This window comes from Actinomadura chibensis NBRC 106107 (assembly GCF_001552135.1).
GTDB lineage: Bacteria > Actinomycetota > Actinomycetes > Streptosporangiales > Streptosporangiaceae > Spirillospora > Spirillospora chibensis.
Genome location: NZ_BCQP01000039.1, coordinates 36,562 through 58,384 on the forward strand (window position 1 = coordinate 36,562; position 21,823 = coordinate 58,384).

A 21,823-nucleotide genomic window follows, 5' to 3' on the forward strand; every position below is an offset into this window, starting at 1 on the left:
CCTCCCCCTACTTCCAGTACGACTTGATGAATCCGCCGACGGCGCCCGCGACGCCTCCGACGACCGCGCCGGCGGCGGTGCCGAGGCCGGGCACGACGGAGCCGACGGCGGCGCCGATCGCGGCGCCCGTCGCGGCGCCCGCGAGGGTGCCCGCGGTGACGCTCGCCCCGCGGCCACCGCCGGCCTCGGCCACGGCGGCCTCGACCTTCCCGCCGACGTAGCCGCCCGCGACGACGGCCGCCGCCGCGACGCCCGTGGCCGGGTTGGCCGACAGCCCGAGCACGCCGCTGGACAGGCCCACCGACGCGTCCGCCTTCTCCGCCGTCGTCTTCGCGGTGACGGCCTGGTGGATGCCCGCCGCCAGGGCCAGCGGCCCGGCGACCTTCCCCACCACGCGGAGCGCGGGCGCCGCCGCGCGCAGCACCCGGCCGCCGGTCTTGGCCGCGGCCGTGGCCCAGCCGACCTCCTTGGCGAGCGGCGCCGCCTCCGCCGCGACGGGGGCCACCGCCTCCGCCGCCTTGACCACCGAGTCCGCCACCCTGACCTTGGCCCCGGCCTGGGCCGCGGCGATGGCCGACTCGGTCTCCGTCGCGACCCGGACCCCGGTGGACTCCGCCGCCCCGAAGGACAGGCTCAACTGCGCGCCCGACTCGGCCAGCGTCCCGGTCTCGGCGGCCGCCGCCGCGCCGGCCGCCGCGCCGCCCGTCTCGGCGGCGGCCGTCGCCGCCGTCCCGGACGCGCCCGCGCTCGACTTCCACGTCTTGAGGAAGCTCCTGAACGAGGCGTCGTCCCGCCAGGCGGCGCGGACGGCCCGGCCGAAGCGCGCCCCGGCGGACGCGCCCTCGTCCACGCCCGCGGCGTTGCGGGCGAACTTCCCGAGGGCCCGCGCCGCGCCCGCCCGCGCCCGTTCGAGGACGCCCAGCGACCGGTTCTCCGCGAGCGGCTGCGCGGCGACGAGCCCGCGCTCGCCCGCGCGCAGCTCCCACTGCGCCTTGCCGACGTGCCCGGCGTCGACCTTGCCGTGCCCGCCCCACCACTCCCACATGGCCTGGAGGTCGCGGCGCAGGGCCTGGCTGATGCCGCGTCCGGAGCGGGTCGCGACGACCTCCTGCTTGAGCGTCTCGGCCAGGTTGAGCTGGCGCGGCTCGACGCCCTCGTGCCCGGACGGGTCCGCGAGCCGGACCGGGTTCGCCGCGACGTAGACGTACGGGGACAGCGACTCCTTCGTCCCCGCCGGGTCGGGGCTGGTCCAGCGGGCGAGCCAGGGCGCGTAGTAGCGGGCGCCGTGGTACTGCAGGCCGCTCTCCCGGTCGCGTTCGCGCCCGGTGAAGCGGTACCGCTTCGGCGCGGCCCGCGCGCCGCGCGCCGCCGACTCGGAGGCCGTGCTCCCGTACGGGTGGAACTCCTCGCGCGTGAGGACGCGTCCGCGCTGGTCGAGCTCCAGCGTCGGCGAGCCGAGGTGGTCGTCGAACTGGTGCCGGACGAGCAGCTCCGGGCCCCTGTCGGCGCCGCGTGTCCGCCGCTCGACGAGCGCGACGCGGCGGTCCTCGTCCAGGACGTGGAGGGTCGTCCGCTCCACGGTGACCCCGCCGTCCGGCGCGTACTCGCGGAACACCTCGAACGGGCCGAGGTAGAGGCGCTCGCGGACGCGGATCCGCTCGCCGTCCGGGCCCGGCCGGTCGGTCACCTTCCGGATCCGGGCGCCGGACGAGTCGTAGCACGACCACGTCGCCTCGCCGAGCCCGCCCGCGTCCGCCTCGCCGGTGTCCGGGCGCGGCGGGCGGTGCGCGGTGACGTGCAGGCGGTCCTCCGGGTCCCAGCCGAGGAAGGCGAGGCCCGGCAGCGCGGTGACGTTGCCCTGCGGGTCGTGGTCGAAGCGCTCGCCGTCGACCGACCCGACCCGGTTCCCGGCGACGCCGGGTTCGAGGAGGCTCTCCCGGTCGTAGCGGTAGGTCCGGGTCCAGCCGGGCGTGGCGGAGTCGGCCACCGCGTGGACGATGGCGAGGAGGTTCCCGACCGGGTCGTAGGCGTACCGCTCGGTGTACCGGCTCATCGCGCCGCCGTCGTGCGGGTGGTGCGGCGGCGGCCCGCCCCGGCGCGGGCCCGGCGGGCGGACGCCGTCGGCCCGCGCGAGGTGCTCGCGCCCGGTCGCCTCGGCCAGCCGGTACAGCGCGTCGTACCGGTACCGCCCGCCCGGGCGGACGACCCGGTTGCGGAAGAACAGCGTCTGCTGCGACTCGTCCTGGACGGCCGTCACGTTCCCGGACGGGTCGTACACGTGCCGCAGGTCCTGCAGCCGCTCGCCGTCCCGGACGGTGACGATGCCGCGCAGCAGGAACGTGAACGGGTCGTAGGCGTAGTCGGTGCGCGTCCCGTTGCCGTGCTCGACGGCGACGCGCTGCCCGCGCGCGTTGTACTCGATCCCGGTCACGACAGGGACGGTGTCCCCGCCGGACGGCCGCGCGTCCAGCCGTTCGAGCAGGCCCGCCGGGTTGTAGGACGCGATGATCGTCGCGCCGTCCGGCGTGGTGACGCGGACGGGACGCCCCCGCGCGTCGAACACCGACCGCCCCGTGTACCGCTCCGGCTCCAGGTCGACCGGGCCCGCCCAGTCGGGGTGCCCGCGGAAGTCGCGGGCGACCTGCCGCGTCGCCTCGGCGAGGTTCCCGTCCGCGTCGTAGCGGTCGTTCGTGACGACGCCCGCCCCGTCGAACGTCCGGTGGACGCGGGTGCGCAGGTTGCGGGCGGCGGCGTCCGGGACGTCCTCCCCGTACTCGGCGCGCTGGTGCTCCCGCTCGCCCTCGATGCCGGGCCCGGTCACGAACGACCGGGTCGGGCGGTGCAGCGGGTCGTACTCGGTGCGCAGCGCGTAGCCGCGCGCCGACCAGGACCCGCACGGCGCGCCGAGCACGTCGTGCAGCACGTGCCCCGGCCCGCTGTCGATCGCGGCGTGCCGGACCAGCCCGCCCGCGAGGTCGTAGCCCATCCGGCTGACGGCCCGGCCGAGCGGGTCGCGGACCTCCCGGGTGCGGCCCTGCACGTCCAGCCGGACGAGCGTCCGGTCGAACCGGTCGCCCGCCGCGCCGTCCGCGCCCCGGTCGTGCCGGACGGTCAGGAACGACCGGCCGAGCGCGTCCGCCCAGGCGCGGGACGGGGTGCCCGCGTGCGCGAGGGTTTGCGTCGCCGCGTCCCGCTCGGCCGCCCCGAGGCCGCCGCCGGCGCGCGCCTCGTACCAGGTCCGCCACGGGGTCCCGGCGGCGTCGAGCCCGGCGAGGTAGCGCCCGGCGAGGCCGCGGGCGTCGGGGTCGGCGTCCGGGCGCAGCGCGACCGTGTCGTTGGCGTCCCAGGTGGCGAGCCGCCACGGGTCGAAGACGACCTTGCCGTAGCCGCCGTCCGGGTGCAGCGTGACGACGGGCCGGCCGATCGGGTCGTAGAACACGATCGCGCTCACCCCGGTCACGCGGGCGAACTCGAACGCGGGGGTGGGGCTGAAGAACGGCTCGTACTCGCGGACCGGGAGGCCCTTGTTGTTGTAGATCGTCCAGCCGGTGCCGCTCCAGCGCGGGCGGCCGTCGGCTCCGGGCTCGGCCTGCGCCTTGTGCTGGGCCTCGCGCCCGCTGCCGTCCGAATAGGTGATCAGGTGCTGCGGGTCGGCGGGGCGGCCCGTCGCCACGTGGTCGGCCCGGGACAGGACCGCCGTCGCGGGCGGGCGCGGCTCCGCGTCGCCGCGCGTGCGGTGGAACGCGCCCGGGTCGAAGAGGGTGCGGCTGGTCGCCCGGCCGAGCAGGCGTTCGGCGAGGCCGGGCGCGTGCGGGTCGGCGAAGTAGGCGAGGACGTCGGCCTCGTCCGGGTCGGGGTCGAGCCCGTCGACCGTGTCGCCGAGGTCGTCGCGGGCGTCGCCCGGCTTGCCGCGCACGGCGATCGCGGTGAGCCGTCCGAGCGCGTCGTGGACGGCCTCGGACAGGTTGCCGTTGGCGTCGCAGGTGACCGCGGGCTGGAGCACCCGGTAGTCGTAGCCGCCCGGCAGGACGCGGTCGCCGTCGCGCGCCCCGACGCTGACGACGTTGCCGACCGCGTCCGTGGAGGACAGGACGAGCAGGTCGTACCGGTCGTAGCGGAGCCGGGTCCGCGCGCCGAACGGATCGACGAAGCCGTGCGGGAGGTAGAAGTGCTCCGCGGCCGGGCCGCCGTCCTCGGGCGCGAACAGGACGCGTCCGGACGGCGACCACCAGGCCCCGTCCTCCCGCACGTACCCGGCGGACGCCAGCCGGGCCGCGTCCACCAGGCCGCCGTACTCGGCGTCGACCAGCTCGTCGGTGAGCACCTGCCGGAGCGTCTCGTAGGGCAGGGCGAGCGGTTCCAGCGCGCCGAACGGCAGCGGGCCGCTCAGGTCGTCGCGCGAGAACACCGACCGCTCCAGCTCCAGCAGCCGCCGGGCGGGACCGGACGCGCCCTCGTCGTCCCACGCCGTGACGGGCAGTTCGACGGTGACGCGGTCGAGCGCGTCCCGGATCTCGTCCGCGCCGAACCTCCGCCCGGACGGGCGCAGGCCGACGACCTCCGCGGAGCGCTTCTCGCACTGCATCGGCGTCCGGTACGCGGTCCCGGTGTCGACCGCCTCGGTGTATTCGCTTTCGGTGACCACGACGCGGGTGCGCGCCTGCTCGGCGCGGTCGGCGGCGGTCAGGACCGGGTCGGGGTCGGGGAACCGCCGCCCGTAGGCGATCGCGACCGTCCGCAGGACGTCGCCGAACTCGTCGACGTCGAGGACGAAGTCGTCGGTGACGCGCGGGTCGGGGACCTCGCGCCCGTCCACCGTGAAGAGGGCCCGCTCGTGGTGCTCCTCGTGCGACCCGGACCGGTAGGACGTGAAGACGGCGGGAAGGAAGCCGTCCTCGCGCGGGGAGCCGCGGCCCGCCTGCCGCAGCTCCACCGTGTACGCGTGCTCGGTGACGGCGTACGGCCGGGCGCTCGCGGGCGTGCCGTCGAGGCCGTAGGTCTCCTGGCGCAGCAGGCTGCCGCGCAGGACGCGGGCGGCCTGCCGCTCCTCGTCCGGGGTGAGCCGCGCCGGGCGCGTGCCCGCGTGCCCGGGGTCGCGCGCCACGACCCGCGCCGTGTTCCCTGTCGTGTCCCCGCCCGGCGCCCCGGTGTGGAACCACGACCGGGTGAGGACGGGCGCGAGGAACGTCGCCGGGTCGTGGTTCGCGGCGGACGCGGCCAGTGCGCCGATCTCCTGCGTGTCCCACTGCTCGACCACCCCGAACCCGCCGAACTCGCGCTCGACGCCGTCGTAGTGGCCGTCGTGGTAGGCGTACCGGGTGGTGAACACGTTCCGCGAGACGGCGTCGCGGGCCTCCACCTCCTCCACCACGTGGACGGGGAACGGGACCTTCGTGGGCCACGGCCGCCCGGCCGCCCGGTCCGCCGCGTAGAACTTCGTGGACGTCGTGTAGCGGACCGACGTCTCGGCCCCCAGGTTGTTGCGCATCCGGGTGAGCAGGTACGGCTTGCCCGCGCGCATCAGGTCGACGTACCGCAGCGGCGCTGAGGCGTCGTCCGGGAGCGGCGACGACCAGACGAGGCACAGCGTCCCGGTGCCGAGCAGGTCGATCGCGCTGACCTGGACCGCCGAGTCGACGTGCGGGAACCGGACGGGCAGCTCCCCGGCGGGCGCCCATCCGTTGCCCGACCGGTTCGCGTACATGCGCACGCCGTCCGCGCCGAGGTAGATCAGGTCGCTCGTGCCGGACCCGTCCACGTCGGCGAGGACCACCCGGCGGACGTCGAACTCGTCGGGGCCCGCGGGGAGGGGGCCGCCGTCCATCACGACGCGGCGGCCGAACCGCCCGTGCCCGAGGCTCGGCCAGTAGCTCACCTCGCCGCGCCTGATGCGGACCAGGTCGGCCAGACCGTCCCCGGTCATGTCGGCGAACTGGACGCTTTCGGCGGGGTCGCCCGTCCGGATCCACGCGTCGGCGCGGGACGGGCCCAGCGGAGGCGGGGCGGGCCGGGCCGCCTCGTCGAAGCCGTCCTCGCCCAGCGACCGGTACCAGGTGAGGTCGTCGTCGCCGAGGACGAGGACGTCGGCGAGGCCGTCGCCGGAGAGGTCCACCAGCCGGGTGCGCGCGTCCTGCCAGTCGAGGACGGGACGGGACGGGAACGTCCGCCACGGCGTCCAGGCGCCGTCGGCGCGCTCGCTGAACCCCGGGACCGGGCCGTCGAAGGCGACCAGGTCGAGGTTGCCGTCGCCGTCGAGGTCGAGCAGCTCGCGCCGCCCGCCGCCCAGGCCGGACGGCACGGGCCGCGTCCCGACGGGACGGGTCGGGCCGAACCGGCCGGAGCCGAGGTTGGGCTTGTAGAACAGCTCCCCGGCCTGCTCGGTGAGGACGCCCGGCAGCCCCTCGCCGTCGAGGTCCGTCCAGCGGTAGGCGGGGGAGGTGAGCCCGGCGGGGAGGTTCTCGACGCCGTCCAGGCTTCGCACCTCGCGGTCGACCAGCGCGGGCGCGTAGCCGAACTCGATCGGGGGCATGGCGCGGGACACCCGCGTCCCGTCCGGCGCGCGGCGGAACCCGCGCCTGGTCACCGACGCCAGCGTGGACAGCCCGGACGGCCGCTGCACGTCGTAAACCAGGTCGAGCGACTGGACGAGGCAGTCGGCGCCCGTCCCCGGCTCGTCCGGGAAGTGGTGCAGCAGCATGATGCGGCGGCAGAGCCGGTACGTGCGGACCTCGAACCCGGAGCGGTAGGTCGAGAACGGGTCGGGGCGGCACGTCCAGGAACGCTCCTCCGCGCCTCCGTCGCCGTGCTCCCCGTAGTCGAGGACGAGCTCGAACATCCATCCGCCGGGACGCGGCGCGTCGTCCGGGCCCTGTGGCGCCAGGTTGCCGTAGCGGACGCGCTTGAGGTGGCGCGCCGCCGTGCGGGCGGCGGGGGAGCGGCCGTGCTCGTGCGGCGCGGCCAGGTCGACGCCCGCCGCGTCCTCGGCCTTGTACTCGTAGCGGATCGCGTTGCCGCGCCCGTCGAAGCTCGCGTCGGCCAGCCAGGTGAAGACGCGGGACGGGTCGGACGGGTCGGCGATCCGGTCGGCGGGCGCGCGGCCGAGGACGGTGGTGACGTTCTCGCGGTCGGTGATGCGCCAGTGGATGTCGCCCTGGGTCGGGCCGGGGGTCTCGTCCGTCCAGCGCTCGATCCGGGAGAACGCGTGGTCGGTCCGGGGGCGGTACCGGCGGACGGTGTAGTCGCGGCCCGCGCGCCGCGCCCGCCGCGTCCCGGGGACGGGGACGAGGTCGTCGCCGCCGACGAGGTGGAAGGTGTCCTCGTCGGCGGGCGGGCCGTGGTCGCGGTAGCGGGGGACGCCCCGGTCGGTCCGCCGGGTGACGGCCGGGACGTCGAGGTGCCAGCCGAGCCCGAACACGCCGCCGCCGGTGCCGGAGTCGTAGCCGAGCGCGAGCGACGGGCCGAAACCCTGCCGCCCCGGGCTGGCGGGGACGGGCACCGTCAGCGTCCCGGACCCGTTGGCGGGGTTGGCGGCGAACATCTCGCCCATGTCGCGGACCGCCCCGCCGCCCTTCGGCACGGAGAGCACCGGCGCCTGCGGCGCGCCGGACGACGACGCCGACGACGCGCCGGGCTGAGTGGCGGGCTGAGTGGCGGGCTGAGTGGCGGGCGGAGTGGTGGACGGCGTGCTGGAAGGTGTGCTGGACGGTGCGGCCGTCCCGGTGCGGCTCGTCCCGGATTCCCTCGGATCGGCCCCGTTCGGACTGGTCTGCCACGGCATCATCGCCGACCCCCGCGCGGACAGGGCGCTGGGCGGCGGCGTGCTCGGCCGACGCGTCAGCGCGCACCAATAACGATCTGCTGGCCGACCGACCCTTGACCGTCCGTGTAACAGCAAAGCAGAGCGGCTGTAATTTGTGACCGGGATTTTTGGGTCGGTTCGTGTCCGCATATGGCCGTTCCAGGAAAGAATCACGACGCGGCAAAGTCCGGGTAGATCGGTGGAAGGTGATCGATCGTGGTGGGCTGTGCCTTGTTTGCTATGAATAACCGATTTGTCCGAGGTGTGGCGCCGGTGCGACCGGCGCTGGTCAGCGCGCCGAAGATCCAGATCCCGGTCGAATGGCGGACCGGCTCCGGCCCTTTGCCGGTTGCCGAATCCGGCCGCCGGGAACGGGAGGAATCGCGAAACGCCGAGTTCTCCTGCTGTTACGCTGGGTGCGGCTCCCGTGGCGTTATCAATGGATTTCGCCCGGAATTCGGCTGTTCCGGCATCGTGGCTGTCCAGAATGGTGCGGCGTGGACGAACACGGCGACGACTCCGTACGCCCGGGCCACCGGGCGCTGTTCGCGGCGGGCGCGGCCCTGGTCGCGGCCGACGCCGGGCTCGCCGTCCGCTGGGGGACGTTCGGCCCGCTCTTCTACACCAAGGAGCTGGCACAGATCGGGGCGTGGCTGCTGGCCGGGTTCCTCGTCGTGCGGGTGCGCCCAGGGCGTCCCATGGGCACCCTGATGCTCTCGCTCGGGCTGCTGCTCGGCTGCACCGCGCCCGCCGCGTTCGCGCTCGTCTCCGGATCCGCGGCGCTGCGGCTGCTCGTGGCGGTGTCGTCCTGGCTGAACGCGTTCCAGCTCCCGCTCGGCGCGCACGTCTTCCTCGCCTACCCGACCGGCCGGCTGCGGGACGCCGCCGGACGGCGCGTGGTCGCCGGGGGCTACGCGTTCGGCGCGGTCAACGCCGTCGTCATCGCGCTGTTCGGCATGCCGCGGCCGGACGGCCGGTGCCGCGACGTGTGCGCGCCCCTCACCCCGGTCCACGACCCCGGCCTCGCCAACGTCGCCGGGCTCGCGCTGTCGGCGGGCGGCGGGGTGCTGGCGGTGGTCGGCGGGGCGGTGATCGTCCGGCGGTACCGGCCCGCGGGCTGGCGGGAGCGGCGGGTGCTCGCCTTCCCCACCGTCGCGATGATCGTCACGGCCGGGCTGTGGACGCTGGTGAGCGTGCAGGGCGCGCTCCTGCCGTGGTTCTCCTACCCCGTGTTCGACGGGACGCTCGCGGTGGCTCAGTTCGTCGCGGTCGCCTCCATCCCGGCGGCGTTCTTCATGGGCCTGCTGCGCGAGCGGCTGGACGAGGCGCGCGTGTCGGACCTCGTCCGCGAGATCGCCGAGCTGCCGCCGGACCTCCTGGAGGCCAAGCTCGCCGCCACCCTGCACGACCCCGGCCTGCGGATCGCGTTCCCCCTGGACGGCGGCCACGTCAGCGCGGACGGCACGCCCGCCGAACTGCCCGGCCCGGGCGACGGCGCCGCGATCACCGTGATCGGCGACCCGGCCGACCCGGTCGCGGTGCTGAGCCACGACCCGTCGCTGCACGCCGAGCCCCGGCTGCTGGAGGCGGTGACCGAGGCGACCCGGCTCGTCCTTGAGAACACGCGGCTGCAGGTGACGGCGCGGGCGCACCTCGCCCAGGTCCGGGCGCTGCTCGCGCGGATCGTCGCGGCCGAGGACGCCGCCCGCCACCGGCTCCAGCGCGACCTGCACGACGGGGCGCAGCCGCAGCTCGTCTGGGTCGGGCTGGAGCTCGCCCGGGTGCGCGCGGCCGCCGCCCGGACCGTCCCGGCCGCGCGCCGCGCCGACCTCGACAAGGCGCTCGACGAGGCGGAGGCGCGGCTGCGCGCCGCGCTCCGGTCGCTGCGCGAGCTGTCCCGGGGCATCCACCCGGCGGTGCTGACCACCGGGGGGCTGCGGGCCGCGCTGCGCGAGCTGGTCCGGCGCGCGGACGGGCCCGTCCGGCTGCACATGGAACGCGCGCTCCGCGACCTGCCGCAGCCGATCGCGCTCACCGCGTACTTCGTCGTCAGCGAGGCGCTGACCAACGCGCTGCGGCACGCCGGCGCGGACCGGGTGGACGTCACCGCCGACCTCGCGGACGGGCGGGTGACCGTCCGCGTCGCCGACGACGGGACGGGCGGGGCCGCCGCCCGCCCCGGCTCGGGCCTCGCCGGGCTCCGCGACCGGGTGGCCGCCGTCGACGGCGTCCTCGACCTGCGCTCCGAACCGGGCGAGGGGACCGTCCTGACCGTCGTGATCCCCTGCCCCGGCCGCTTCGCGCGCGACCCGGACGCCCCGCCGAGGGACGCTGTACCGGAGGGGGATCAGCTCGCGCAGGAGTAGGTGAAGGACGCGCTGTCCTGGATCGCGTGGTCGCCGAGGACGGTCAGCGTCGCGGTGAACCTGTGCCGCCCCTTCCCGTGGACCTTCCAGAGGAGGTGGACGGTCGTCCGGGTGCGGCCCTCGTCCACGGACTGGCGGAGGGGCGGCTCGGGCGCGTCCTCGTCGCTGCGCCACCACTGGTAGGAGATCCGGCCGGGCTTGCCGTCGGTCGTGAGCGCGCCGGTGACGTCGACCTCGTCCCCGCAGCCGGGACGCGAGGGGTCGACCTTGACGTCCACGGCGGTTACGACCGGGTCCCCGGCGGGCCGGTGCGTCCAGGCGAACAGGCCGCCCGCCAGAACGAGCGGGATCAGCAGCGCCCACAGGAGGCGGGCGCTTCCGCGCCGCCTTCCCCGCCGCTTCGCCGGGACGCGGGGCGCCGTCCGGTACTCGTCCGGAACCTGCGAGACGGCGGTCGTGTCGGTCGTGGTCGGCTCGGCGGCACGGCGGTCCGGAGCGCGGAACGCCCGGCGGGCCGGAGCGCGGGCCGGGGGAGGGGCGGCGTCGTGGGCGGCGTCCAGCATCTCCAGCAGGCGCGCGGCGGTCGGACGGGCGTCCGGGTCCTTGCGCATCGCGGCGGCGACGGCGGCGCGCAGGCTCCCCGGCAGCCCGCCGAGGTCGGGCTCCTCGTTCATGATCTGCCCGACCATGCGCTGCAGGGTGTCGCCGTCGAAGGGCCGGCGCCCGGTCGCCGCGAACACGATCACCCCGCCCCACGCGAAGACGTCGGACGCCGGGCGCGGGTCGTTGCGGAGCTGCTCGGGGGCCATGTAGGAGGGCGTGCCCACGGCCTGGCCCTTGCCGGTCATGCGGGTGGCGTCCGGCGTCCGCGCGATGCCGAAGTCGATCACCCGGGGCCCGAACCTGGACAGCAGCACGTTCCCGGGCTTGAGGTCGCGGTGCATGATCCCCGCCCCGTGGACGCCCTTCAGCGCCGTCGCCACCGCGACCGCCAGCTGGTGCAGCTCGGCGCCGCGCAGCGGACCGCCGTCCGCGACGAGCGCGTGCAGGGTGGGGCCGTCGATGTACTCGGTGACCAGGTAGGGGACGGGCGCGTCCGGGTCGGCGGCGAGCACCTCGGCGGTCGCGTACGGGGGGACCCTCTTCGCGCTCTCCGCCTCGCGCCGGAACCGGGCGCGGAACTCCTCGTCCCGCGCCAGCTCCGCGCGGATCGCCTTGATCGCGACCGGCCGCCCGTCGCGGGCGCGCCCGGCGTAGACCCGTCCCATGCCGCCCTCGCCGAGGAGGCCGGTGGTGCGGAACTCGCCGAACCAGCGGGGGTCGCCCGGCGCGAGCGGCGTGGCGCGGCCCGGCGGACCGTCCGCGTACGCGTCCGTGTTCAGGGGGATCGTCGTCATCGGGGCTCCTCGGTTCGGTCGGGCGCCGGGCGGCCGGGCGCTAGCGGGCGGGGACGGCGCGGGTCCGCCCCGAGCCGGCCGGTGCGATGGCGGGCGGCGCGGTGGACGGCTCCGGATGCGGCAGCGCGGGCGTGTCCGGCGTCTCCGGCTCCTTCTTCTCCGGCCGCTTCGGCTTCGCCGACTTCTTCGGTGCGTCCGGGCCGGGCTTCGCGGACGGCGTCACGGTCCGCGGACCGCCCGTCCCGCCGGGCTCGCTCGGCTCCGCCGACGGCTCCGAGGACGAGGTCGTGAACCCGTCGGGGCAGCCGTCCGGATCGGGATCGCAGGGCACCCTGCCGCCTTCGTCGGCCCGGCCCTGGGCGGTCACGGTGTAGGTCCCGATGACACGCCGGTTCCAGTCACGCATGACCAGGCTCGTCCTGTGCGGGCCGACCCGCTGCGGGCTGAAGGCGAGCGTGAACTCGCAGTGCCCCGTCCCGGCGGAGGCGCAGCCGTTGCTCACAAGCTGGAATGCCGGGTCGCCCTCCAACCGGTAGGACGCTCCCCTCAGGCAGGACGGGCGCTCGAAGCCGACGGTCCGCTCCACCCTCTGGTGCACCCTCGCGCCCTCGACCTCGGCGTCGCCCCTGAAGTCGCACCTCGGGACGGCCGTCCCGGAGACGCGGACGCTGACGCCCGGTCCGCCGTCGCGGTCGCGCACCAGCAGAGTCGTGGAGTACGTCCCCGGCTCCGCGGGCTTGAAGATCACCAGCGTGACGCAGGTCGGCCTGTCCTCCGGCGGGCACTCCAAGATCGGCGCGAGCAGGAACGCGGACGTGTCGCTCAGGCTCATCGCGTTGGCGTCATAGCACCAGTCCCAGGGGATCGGGACGCCCGCCTTCCTCCAGCCGCCCACGATGACCTCGTCCTCGAAGTGGTAGGCCGGGCCGGTCGCGCCCCGCCGGCAGGACGGCTCAGGCCGCGTCCCGGCGGCGGTGACCGGGACCGTCACCGCCGCCTCGCCCGTCCGGTCCGGGACGACCAGCGTCGCCGACCTGGCGCCCGCGTCGGTGGGGGCGAAGGTGACCGTGGCCTGGCAGGCCGCGCCGCCGCACCGCGTCCCGGCCAGGGCGAACGACGGGTCGCCGTCGATCCGGATCGCCGAGGCGTCGTAGCAGGCGTTCCACGGGACGTCGAGCACGCGGGCGACGGACCGCCCCGCCTCGGCCGAGCCGAGGTTCCGCACCGGCAGGGCCTGGCGCGGGCACGCCGCCTGGACGGGATCGGCGGCCGTGCCGGACACCCGTAAGGCCACGGCCGTCCCGCCCTCGGTCGAGGGCACCACGACGGACGCGCTGTAGAGCCGCCCGCGCTCGCCCGGACGGAACGTCACCCGGAACCGGCACCGCGCCTCCCGCGGCGGGCAGTCGACGACGGCCCCGAACCCTCCGGCCCCCGGGCCCCGGACGGACATCGCCCCCACGTCGTCGCACGCCCGGCGCGGGAAGGCGAAGTCCCGCGCGACCGCCTGGCCGACCTGGACGGCGCCGAAGCTGTAGGGCTCGATGGCGTGGGCCGGGCAGGGCGTCCCCGGACGCTCGGGAGGCCGGTCGAACGGCCCGCCCGGATGATCCTTGGTGGCGACCTTCTTGGTCCCGCCGCCGTCCCGGCCCTTCTTGCCGTGGCTCGGAGTCGGGGACGGCCGTCCCGGCGCGGTCGGCCCGGGCGGCGTGTCGCGTCCCGCCACGTCCCGCGTGGCCGCGTGGTCGCGCAGGACGTAGAGGCTCGTCCCGATCAGGAGCAGCAGGGCGGCGCAGAGGACGAGCAGCCCGATCCGCGTCGAACGGCGGGCCTGGTCCTTCGCGACGTCCTTGGCGGACGACGCGGCGGGCACGGCGGGTACGGCGGGCACGGCCCCCGCGCCCGCCGCGCCCGCCGCGTGACCGGTGCCGATCGTCGAGTCGGCGGTGCTCGTCCCGGCCTGCGCGGCCCCGCCCCCGCGCGGCAGCAGCGCCAGCGCGGCGGCGGCCAGCGCGGCGAGCCCGCGGCCCTCCCAGTCCTCGCCGTACTCCGCGACGGCGACCGCCTCCAGTTCCGCGACGAACTCCGCCGCGCCCGGCGGGCGCTCGGCCGCGCTCTTGGCCATCCCCTGCGCCACCAGCCCGCGCAGCGGCGCGGGCACCAGCCCCACCGGGATCGGCCCGTGCAGGTGCTGGGCCATCAGCACCGCGTCCTGGTCGCCCTCATAGGGCGGGCGTCCCGCCACGCACTCCACGAACACGCAGGTGGCGGCGTAGACGTCGGCGGCGGGCCCGGCCGGGTCGCCGTTGCACTGCTCCGGCGCCATGTAGGCGGCGGTGCCCGCGACGGAGCGCTCGCCCGACACCGACGCCACCCCGAAGTCGATGAGCTTGCTGACGCCGCCGTCCCCGACGATGACGTTGTCGGGCTTGTAGTCGCGGTGCACGACCCCGGCGGCGTGCGCGGCGGCCAGCCCCAGCAGCGACCCCTTGAGGACGGTCAGCGCCGCCTCCGGCTCCAGGGTGCCGAGCCCGCGCAGCAGCCGGGTCAGCGAGACGCCCCGGACGGCCTCCATGACCAGCGCGACGTCGGTCTCCCCGCGGACCAGCGCGTGCAGCCGGACGACGTTCGGGTGCCGCACCGCCGCCATGATCCGCGCCTCGCGCTCGGACGGCACGCGCGGCGCCGTCGGGTCCCCGGTGGCGATGTACTTGATCGCGACGACCGCGCCCTCGGCGCCGTGCCGGGCCAGCACGACCCGTCCGTGCGCGCCCGCGCCCAGCTCGCCCAGTTCGGTGTATCCGGGCACCCGCCAACCGCTCATCCTCGGCTCCCCCAGTCGAGCACCGATTCCGCATCGGTGAGGCGGTTCAATCTATGGCGGGCCTTCTTGATCGCACATCGTCGATTGTCAGGAACAGTCCCTAGTGAGAAATAACGAAATCGCGGGCGCGGGAAAGATCGGCGGCATTCCGCGGCCTAGGATGTCGCTGCGCCAACGCCGGGCGCCGAGGGGGAGGCGTCATGCGCGTGCTCGTGGTCGACGACCAGCTCATCACCCGTGCCGGCTTGCGCCAGTTGCTCACCGGGGAAGGGCATCAGGTGGTCGGCGTCCTGGAGCATCCCGACGAGGTCGCCCCGGCGGTCGCCGCCCTCCGTCCGGACGCGGTGATCCTCGATCTCGTCATGCCGCCGGATTTCACCGACGAGGGCGTCCGGGTCGCGCTGGCCCTGCGCGGGGAGCACCCCGGGCTCGGGATTCTGGTCCTTTCCGAACACGCCATTCCGGATTGCGCGGAAAGGCTGCTCAAGGGCGGCGAGAAAGGCACCGGCTATCTGCTCAAGGAACGCATCATGGTGCCGCTCCAGCTCACCCGCGCGCTCCGGCACCTGGCGGACGGCGGCACCGTCATGGAGCCGGAGCTGATCGGCGACCTGATGAAGGCCCGCGGCCGCGACAGGCGCCTCGCCGCCCTGAGCGCGAGCGAACGCGAGGTGCTCCGCCTCCTCGCCGAGGGACTGACCGACCGCGGCATAGCCGAGCGCCTCCACGTCTCGAAGAACACCGTGAGCACCCACGTCAGCCACGTCTTCGACAAACTCGACCTACCCCGCAGCTCCCTCGACAACAGACGAGTACGAGCGATCCTCACCTACCTCCAGCAGTAGGCCGCCGGGACCTAGGAAGGCGCGTCTGTGGTGGTCTGGTCGGCGCAGACGACCAGGGGGCAGCGGGTGCGTTCGCGGACGGCGGGGACGGTGTCGCCGCCGAGCGGGTTGCCGTGCTCGGAGCGCAGGCGGGCGCCGATGACGAGGAGTTCGGCGTGTTCGGCGGCGCGGGGGAGCGCCTCGCCGGGCGTGCCGCGCACGACGCGCAGCCGGGTCGTGAGGTGCTGGACGCGCGGGATCGCGTCCGCCACCAGGCGGCGCAGCCGCAGCCATTCCCGCGCCGTCCGCAGCGGACGGGACGCCGCGCCCGGCTCCAGGACGCGGACCACGTCCAGGCGGGCGTGGCGCTCGACGGCCTCCCGCGCGGCGCGCCGCAGCGCGGCCATGGAGTTGGGTGAACCGTCCACCCCGACGACGACGGAACGGTGCTCGGGCGTGATCCACATCGGTGGCCTCCTTGCTCCCTTCCACGGTCGCAGGCGGGAGGCCCGGCGGTGAGAGCCGAGCGTCCCCGCGGGGAGGGACCTTCGGCCCTTCCCGCCGATGGAGGGTCCGCGGGGGCCGCGTCAGCCGTTCTTGCGGGCGATCCCGGCCAGCGGCTGGATGCCGGGCGGGGGGCCGACCTGCGTGACCTCGGGACGCCATTCGAGGCAGGGCACCACGCCCGGGTCGAGGAGTTCCAGGCCCGCGAAGAACCGGCGGACCTGGCCCGCCGACCGGAGCTTGTAGGGCACCGATCCGCCCTCGTCGTAGGTGCGCTGCGCTTCGGCGAACTCGTCGGAGATGGTGTTCGCGCCGTCGGCGATGGCGAGGTGGCTGCCCGGGGCGAGGCCGTCCATCAGGCGGGCGACGGTGGAGGCGGCCTCGTCGTCGTCCTGGACGTGGCCGAGCACGCCCATGAAGGTCAGCCCGACCGGCTCGGCGAGGTTCAGGGTGCGCCGGGCGCCGTCGAGGATCGCCTCCGGGTCGCGCATGTCGGCTTCGACGTAGTCGGTCGCGCCCTCCGGCGTGCTGGTGAGGAGCACGTGCGCGTGCAGCAGGACGAGGGGGTCGTTGTCGACGTAGACGATGCGGGCGTCGGGCGCGATTCCCTGGGCGACCTCGTGGGTGTTGTCGACGGTGGGGAGACCGGTTCCGACGTCGAGGAACTGGCGTATCCCGGCTTCGGAGAGGAAGCGGATGGAGCGCTTGAGGAAGTGCCGGGTGAGGCGCGCGACGTCGACGATGCCGGGGAACGTCTGCACGTATTGGTCGCCCGCCGCCCGGTCGACCGGGAAATTGTCCTTGCCGCCCAGCCAGTAGTTCCAAATGCGCGCCGAATGCGGGACGGACGTGTCGATACCGGCGGCGTGCTCCTGCTCGGCGATGGTGAAGAATTCTTCGTCGCTGCTCACGTGGACTCCCCCGGTTCGGCACGGACGTGGTCTGCCCCCATACTGTGTTTTCCGGAAGGGGCCGGGCAACCCCCGTTCGAACGGCGCGGGCGGAATTTTCAGATTTCGGCTTCGAGGCGGCGCAGCAGCTCCCTGGAAGGCCCCGGCATCAGGGCGGCGAGCCCGAGCTTCTGGACCGCGTGCAGATAATGCGCAAGATCTTCTTCACTGGACGGATACAGGGCGCTGTCCGCGTGTTCGAGGAACACGAGGTCCTGAAACTGGCGTGAGGGGAATCGTAAGAGGGTGATGGGGCCGTCGGCGGCGTCGTGCGCCGGATGGTCGGCGGGAATGACCTGCACCTGCACGTAGGGTCCGAGCATCCGCAGGTGCCGGAGCTGGGCGCGCATCGCCGCCCCGCCCACCGGGCCGTCGCGCAGCGCGCCCTCGTTGATGATCGCCCACATGCGGGGCCGGGCGCCGTCGCGCGCCAGGTGCCGCTGCCGCAGCATCCGCAGCTCCACCCGGCGCGCGATCCGGTCCTCGGGCTCGTCGCCGTGCCCGAGCCTGATCACCGCGGCCGCGTATTCGGGCGTCTGGAGGAGGCCCGGCACATAAGTCTTCTCGTAACTGGTGATGCGGTCGGAAAGGGGCTCGTGGTTCAGGTACCGCTCGGACCAGGCGGGGACGATGTCGGCATAGGCGCGCCACCAGGTCTGCGGGCCGTCCGAGAAAGCGGCGGGAACGGCGGCCGCCGGCGCCGGGACCGGGGACGGCGCCGCCTTCTTCGCGGCCCGGAATTCCGCCGCCGCGGCCTCGTATCTCGCTTTCCACCCCGCCAGGGTGCCCACCGAGTCGGGGTCGATTCCGCGGTCCGCCGCCTCGGCCCGGAACACGCGGACGAGCTGGGCGACCTGGTCCCACGACGGCATCCGCTCGCGATCGCCGGTGAGGGTCTTGTAGGCCGCAGAGCGGCTCACATGAATGCACGTCCCGCCGTCCGCGCGCTCCGCCGAGTAGATCCTCTCCGACCGGTCCTCCACGTCCGTGTAACGACGGATTCCCGCCTTGTGGTAAGCGGCGTGCAGCTCCCGCGAAAACGCTTCGACGATGCGTTTGGGTTCGTCCGTCATCGAGGAACCCTTTCCTGGGATAGAGATGACCACGGGTCGGGCAAACGATACCCCGTCACCTCATAGCGGAGGTAACTGCGGAAAAATGCACAGAACGCCCTTGGGACGGGCCGACCGAGCGCTACTCGGTTTGTGACCGGGAAGTCATGGACGCATCAAGATCTATTCCGCCGCGCCCGCGGTGCCGTTCTTCTTTGTCCACGGTTGCCTGACTCGCCCCTCCTTGTCCCGGCGCATCGACAGGATCTCCTCTGACGGCCGATCCGCCCGAAGGGAAGTTTCAGCCGATGCTGCGCTCGCTGCCGATTCCGACGTTCGACACGACCGAGACCGTCTGGTGTGAGGTGGCGCAGGCGCTGTACGTGGTCTGGGCGGCCCGGACCGGCAGGGCGCTCCGCCCGGTCCCCGTCACGGAGCTGAGCGTCCGGGAGCTGGAGGACTTCTGGGCGGACGACCAACTCGACCAGCCGTTTCCCGAGAACGAGAGTCGATCACCATGCGCAGACCCTTGGTCGCCGTCGACATCACTGCTTTCGGCGACCTGCACCGGGACACCGAGCACCAGGTCAGGCTCTGCGGCAACCTTCACGGGCTCGTGGCCCGGGCACTCGAGGTCACCGGCCCGGCCCTTTCCGACCGCCGTCACGAGGATCGCGGGGACGGGGCCCTCACCGTCGCGCCGAGGGCTCCCGCCGGTTCATTCGAGGGCGCCCGCGAAGACCACGAAGTGGTCGATGCCGCCGCCGGGGGTGACGTGGACCATGTCCACGCCGGACAGCAGGCTGCGGCCGTCGTTCGCCTCGTAGCGCCAGCCGAACCGGGCCCATTCCTCCGGCGCGTCCACCCGCGTGGTGCGGACGAGCCGGCACGGCGCGGCAGGGTGCCGCTGGACCACCTCGGCGAGGAAGCCGTCGACCGCCTTGCGGCCGACCCTCCGGCCGAGCGGTCCCCAGAAGACGATGTCGGGGGTGAGCGCGCGGTCGAGCAGGCCCGCCCGCCGGCCGTCGTCGCTCTCGTTGGCCGCTGCGATGAAGGCGTCGACGGCGCGGGTGTGCAGATCGTCCCTCATCGTCGCAGCCTACAAAAGCGCGCCGGGCCCGCGCCGGGCGATCCCCGCGCCGCCGCCCCGGGTCACCGGCCGAGGCCCGCGTCATGGGCGCGGACGATCGCCTCCGCGCGGTCGGCGACCTGCAGCTTGGCGAACACGTTCGACACGTTGTTGCGGACGGTCTTCGGCGACAGCCCGAGCCGTTTGGCGATCGCCGGGTTCGACAGGCCGAGCGCGATCAGTTCGAGGACGTCCCGCTCCCGCGCGGTGAGCTGCGGGAACGGCTCCCCGGCCGGGCGGGCCGCCGCGATCCGCGCGAAGTAGTCCGTGACGCGCCCGGCCAGCGCCGGACCGAAGATCACCTCGCCGCCCGCGACCGCGGACACCGCGCGCATGATCTCGTCCTGGTCGGCGCCCTTCACGAGGTAGCCGCGGGCTCCGGCGAGCATCGCGGCGAACACGCTCTCGTCGTCCTCGTGCATGGTCAGCACGAGCACGCCGGTCTCCGGGCGGGCGGCGAGGATCCGGCGGGTCGCGTCGACCCCGCCGAGCCGCGGCATCTGCAGGTCCATGACGACGACGTCCGGGTGCAGCCGTCCCGCCATCTCGACCGCGACCGCGCCGTCCGGGGCGGTCCCGACGACCTCGATCTCGCCGGTGGACTCCAGCATCAGCCGCAGGCCGTCCCGGTACACCGGATGGTCGTCGGCGAGCAGCACCCGCGGCGTCACGGCGCGCTCCGCGCGAGCGGCAGCGGCTCCGGCGGCGCGGCCGCCGGGCGCGGCTCCAGCGGCAGGACGGCGTGGACGCGCGTCCCCCCGCCGGTCCGCGCCGTCACCGCGCAGTGCCCGCCGAGCTCCTCGGCCCGTTCCCGCATCCCGACCAGGCCGACGCCCGCGAGCGCGCCCGGCGGGACGCCCCGCCCGTCGTCGATGACCTCCACCTCCAGCGTGTCCCCGGCCGCCTCCAGCCGGACGTCGCAGCGCGCGGCCGCCGCGTGCCGCGAGACGTTCGCGAGCGCCTCACCCACGATCCGGTACGCCGCCTCCTCGGCGGCGGCGGGCAGCGCCGCGAGCTCGCCCGCGCAGCGCAACCGTACCCGCAGGGTCCGGCCCTGGAACCGCTCGGTGAGCTGCTCCACCGCGCCGACCAGGCCGAACTGGTCCAGGGACGGCGGACGCAGGTCGTGCACGAGGCGCCGCACGTCCGACAGCACCGCCGACAGGTCAGCGCGGACCGACCGGAGGGTCGCGTCGGCGGCGTCGCCGTCGCGCGGGGCGAGGTTGCGGGCCGCCTCGATCTTCAGCGCCGCCGCCGCGAGGGACGGGCCGAGGCCGTCGTGCAGGTCGCGGCGCAGCCGCCGGCGCTCCTCGGCGATGCCGGTCACGAGCTGCTCCCGGCTGCGCTGCAGCTCCTCGGTGAGCGCGGTGGCGCGGGCGGCGGCGGCCGCCTGCCGGACCACGTCGGCGAGGAGGCGCTGGTCGGCCGCCGGGAGCCGCGAGCCCGTCCGGGGCACGAGGGCCAGGCGGCCGATCGCCGCGCCCCGGTAGCCGAACGGGAGGACGACGACGTCGTCGCGGGGCGTCCCGTGCTCGACGACGGAGGTGCGGCCGTCGGCGCGGTCGAGCTCCACCCGCACGTAGGGGGAGCGGAACGACTCCGCCACCACCCGCGCGACTTCGGACAGCAGCTCGTCCGGCTCCATGGACCGCTCCAACCGGCGCGCCAGCGCCGACACCACGTCGTAGGGCTCGGCGCGTCCCGTCACGATCCGGTTCACCCACCGCTGGAGCCGCAGCCGCAGCGGCGCGTACAGGACGGCCACCACCCCGGCGGCCGCCACGGCGGCGAGCGGCTCGTCGATGAACGTCCCGACCCCGACGAACACCGCGACGTCGATGCCGATCACGGCGGCGGCGAGGGCGGCGTACAGGAGCGTCCAGCCGAGCAGGAGGTCCACGTCGTAGAGGCGGTAGCGGGCGACCGCGACCAGCACCGCCGCCGCGACCGCCGCGTGCATGAGGACCAGGGAGATGTCGCCGACCCACCAGTCCACCGACGGGGGCGTCACCTCCGTCAGGACCATGCCCGCCGTCAGGAGGACGACGTTGGCGACCAGCGCCAGCAGCATCCACCGCAGCTGGGCCCGCCGCGCCGGGTCCGACCGCCGGAACCGGACGGTGAACGCGGAGATCGACACCCCGAAGGAGACGACGAAGCCGATCCAGAACGCGAGGCCCGACACGGGCCACAGGCCGTGGGGCAGCGGCGGGGTCAGCGGGTCGAGCGGGACGTCCCGCAGCCCCGGCGCGAGCGGCTCGCCCTGGGCGAAGACGTCCCACGGCACCATCAGCAGCGCCAGGACCCCGATGGTCTGCGCGGTGATCGCCACCGCCACCGGCCACCGCCAGCGGCGCGAGGGCAGCCGGCCGTCCGGGAAGAACATCAGCGTCAGCGGCACGATCATGTTGATCATCGGCCCGAAGCGGCCGCCCGCGTACACCGCGAACGCCGTCAGCGGCAGGTCGCCGTCGTGCTGCAGCACCGACACCGACGCGTACGCGGCGGCGACCCCGTCCAGGACCGCGATGAAACCGCCCGCCAGCATCAGCCACGTCAGCGGGTGCCGGGGCAGCCGCGTGGCGAGGACGCCGCCCGCGACCGCCACCGGCAGCCCCGACAGCGACGACCCCCAGTGCGCCCAGTCCAGCGGGTACGGCGCCCTGGGCCCGCCCGCCAGCAGGACGTCCAGCCAGACGGTCGCGACGGTGGCCGCCGCGCACAGCACGGCGACCGCGATGGCGGGCGGCCTCAGGAGCCGCTCGCCCCGAGGCGCCGGGCGGGCGCTCCTCATCAGCCCAGCTTGACCGGTGCGACGTCCCGCCTGCCTGGGGCCGGTGTCCCGGCGCGCTGGGACACCGGTCACCGCCGGGAAGGGCCCCGATCGGGGCGCGCCCGCCGGGTCTGTCACTGGGCGCCCGGGACATCGGGCGCGGAGCGTCATGGTCACCGGCGGCGCGCCCCTGCGCCGCCCCCGTC

Annotated in this window: 13 protein-coding genes; 3 read left to right on the top strand and 10 right to left on the bottom strand. The window is 75.1% G+C overall.

What is annotated here, in order from left to right:
* Positions 1-7: 7 nt before the first annotated feature.
* Entirely contained in the window at positions 8-7,546 is a 7,539-nt protein-coding gene (locus ACH01S_RS22650; RefSeq protein ID WP_218010356.1) for a SpvB/TcaC N-terminal domain-containing protein, read from the bottom strand.
* A gap of 112 nt (positions 7,547-7,658) precedes the next feature.
* Between ACH01S_RS22650 and ACH01S_RS45440 the strand changes: the two genes are divergently transcribed.
* Positions 7,659-7,850, top strand: coding sequence for a hypothetical protein (locus ACH01S_RS45440; protein WP_218010357.1), 192 nt, complete (start codon positions 7,659-7,661; stop codon positions 7,848-7,850).
* 445 nt (positions 7,851-8,295) lie between these two features.
* Positions 8,296-10,164 carry a sensor histidine kinase gene (locus ACH01S_RS22655; protein WP_067894775.1) on the top strand — a complete coding sequence of 623 codons (1,869 nt, stop codon included), beginning with the start codon at positions 8,296-8,298 and terminating at the stop codon, positions 10,162-10,164.
* On the opposite strand, the gene ACH01S_RS22660 is transcribed toward ACH01S_RS22655, so the two are convergent.
* Positions 10,146-11,561, bottom strand: coding sequence for a serine/threonine-protein kinase (locus ACH01S_RS22660; RefSeq protein ID WP_067894778.1), 1,416 nt, complete (start codon positions 11,559-11,561; stop codon positions 10,146-10,148). The two genes, ACH01S_RS22655 and ACH01S_RS22660, sit on opposite strands and share 19 nt — an antisense overlap.
* A 40-nt stretch (positions 11,562-11,601) precedes the next feature.
* The gene (locus tag ACH01S_RS22665) at positions 11,602-14,385 is read right to left on the bottom strand and encodes a protein kinase domain-containing protein (RefSeq protein ID WP_083981002.1); all 2,784 of its coding nucleotides are present in this window, start codon (positions 14,383-14,385) and stop codon (positions 11,602-11,604) included.
* A gap of 200 nt (positions 14,386-14,585) precedes the next feature.
* Between ACH01S_RS22665 and ACH01S_RS22670 the strand changes: the two genes are divergently transcribed.
* Positions 14,586-15,230, top strand: a complete 645-nt coding sequence (locus ACH01S_RS22670; protein WP_067894784.1) for a LuxR C-terminal-related transcriptional regulator — start codon at positions 14,586-14,588, stop codon at positions 15,228-15,230.
* A gap of 11 nt (positions 15,231-15,241) precedes the next feature.
* On the opposite strand, the gene ACH01S_RS22675 is transcribed toward ACH01S_RS22670, so the two are convergent.
* The 7 genes from ACH01S_RS22675 to ACH01S_RS22705 all read right to left on the bottom strand — a co-directional run bounded on the left by ACH01S_RS22675 (position 15,242) and on the right by ACH01S_RS22705 (position 21,638).
* Entirely contained in the window at positions 15,242-15,676 is a 435-nt protein-coding gene (locus ACH01S_RS22675) for a universal stress protein (protein WP_067894787.1), read from the bottom strand.
* Between the two features lie 120 nt (positions 15,677-15,796).
* On the bottom strand, positions 15,797-16,624 hold the full coding sequence (locus tag ACH01S_RS22680) for an SAM-dependent methyltransferase (protein ID WP_067894789.1): 828 nt from the start codon (positions 16,622-16,624) through the stop codon (positions 15,797-15,799).
* Positions 16,625-16,722: 98 nt separating this feature from the next.
* Positions 16,723-17,736, bottom strand: a complete 1,014-nt coding sequence (locus tag ACH01S_RS22685; protein ID WP_067894792.1) for a DUF5753 domain-containing protein — start codon at positions 17,734-17,736, stop codon at positions 16,723-16,725.
* 280 nt (positions 17,737-18,016) lie between these two features.
* Positions 18,017-18,148: a hypothetical protein gene (locus ACH01S_RS46115; RefSeq protein WP_255220342.1), complete on the bottom strand. Its 132-nt coding sequence runs from the start codon at positions 18,146-18,148 to the stop codon at positions 18,017-18,019.
* A gap of 285 nt (positions 18,149-18,433) precedes the next feature.
* A complete protein-coding gene (locus ACH01S_RS22695; protein WP_067894798.1) occupies positions 18,434-18,805 on the bottom strand; it encodes a nuclear transport factor 2 family protein in 372 nt (123 codons plus the stop codon).
* Positions 18,806-18,867: 62 nt separating this feature from the next.
* A complete protein-coding gene (locus ACH01S_RS22700; protein WP_083981003.1) occupies positions 18,868-19,515 on the bottom strand; it encodes a response regulator in 648 nt (215 codons plus the stop codon).
* Positions 19,512-21,638, bottom strand: coding sequence for a sensor histidine kinase (locus tag ACH01S_RS22705; protein WP_067894801.1), 2,127 nt, complete (start codon positions 21,636-21,638; stop codon positions 19,512-19,514). Before ACH01S_RS22705 ends, ACH01S_RS22700 begins: the two co-directional genes overlap by 4 nt.
* Positions 21,639-21,823: the final 185 nt, after the last annotated feature.

Coding starts and splice junctions, on each gene's coding strand:
- ACH01S_RS22660 (WP_067894778.1), bottom strand. CDS start 11,561: ATGACGACGATCCCCCTGAACACGGACGCGTACGCGGACGGTCCGCCG.
- ACH01S_RS22665 (WP_083981002.1), bottom strand. CDS start 14,385: ATGAGCGGTTGGCGGGTGCCCGGATACACCGAACTGGGCGAGCTGGGC.
- ACH01S_RS22650 (WP_218010356.1), bottom strand. CDS start 7,546: ATGGGCGAGATGTTCGCCGCCAACCCCGCCAACGGGTCCGGGACGCTG.
- ACH01S_RS22670 (WP_067894784.1), top strand. CDS start 14,586: ATGCGCGTGCTCGTGGTCGACGACCAGCTCATCACCCGTGCCGGCTTG.
- ACH01S_RS22675 (WP_067894787.1), bottom strand. CDS start 15,676: ATGTGGATCACGCCCGAGCACCGTTCCGTCGTCGTCGGGGTGGACGGT.
- ACH01S_RS22705 (WP_067894801.1), bottom strand. CDS start 21,638: ATGAGGAGCGCCCGCCCGGCGCCTCGGGGCGAGCGGCTCCTGAGGCCG.
- ACH01S_RS22685 (WP_067894792.1), bottom strand. CDS start 17,736: ATGACGGACGAACCCAAACGCATCGTCGAAGCGTTTTCGCGGGAGCTG.
- ACH01S_RS22695 (WP_067894798.1), bottom strand. CDS start 18,805: ATGAGGGACGATCTGCACACCCGCGCCGTCGACGCCTTCATCGCAGCG.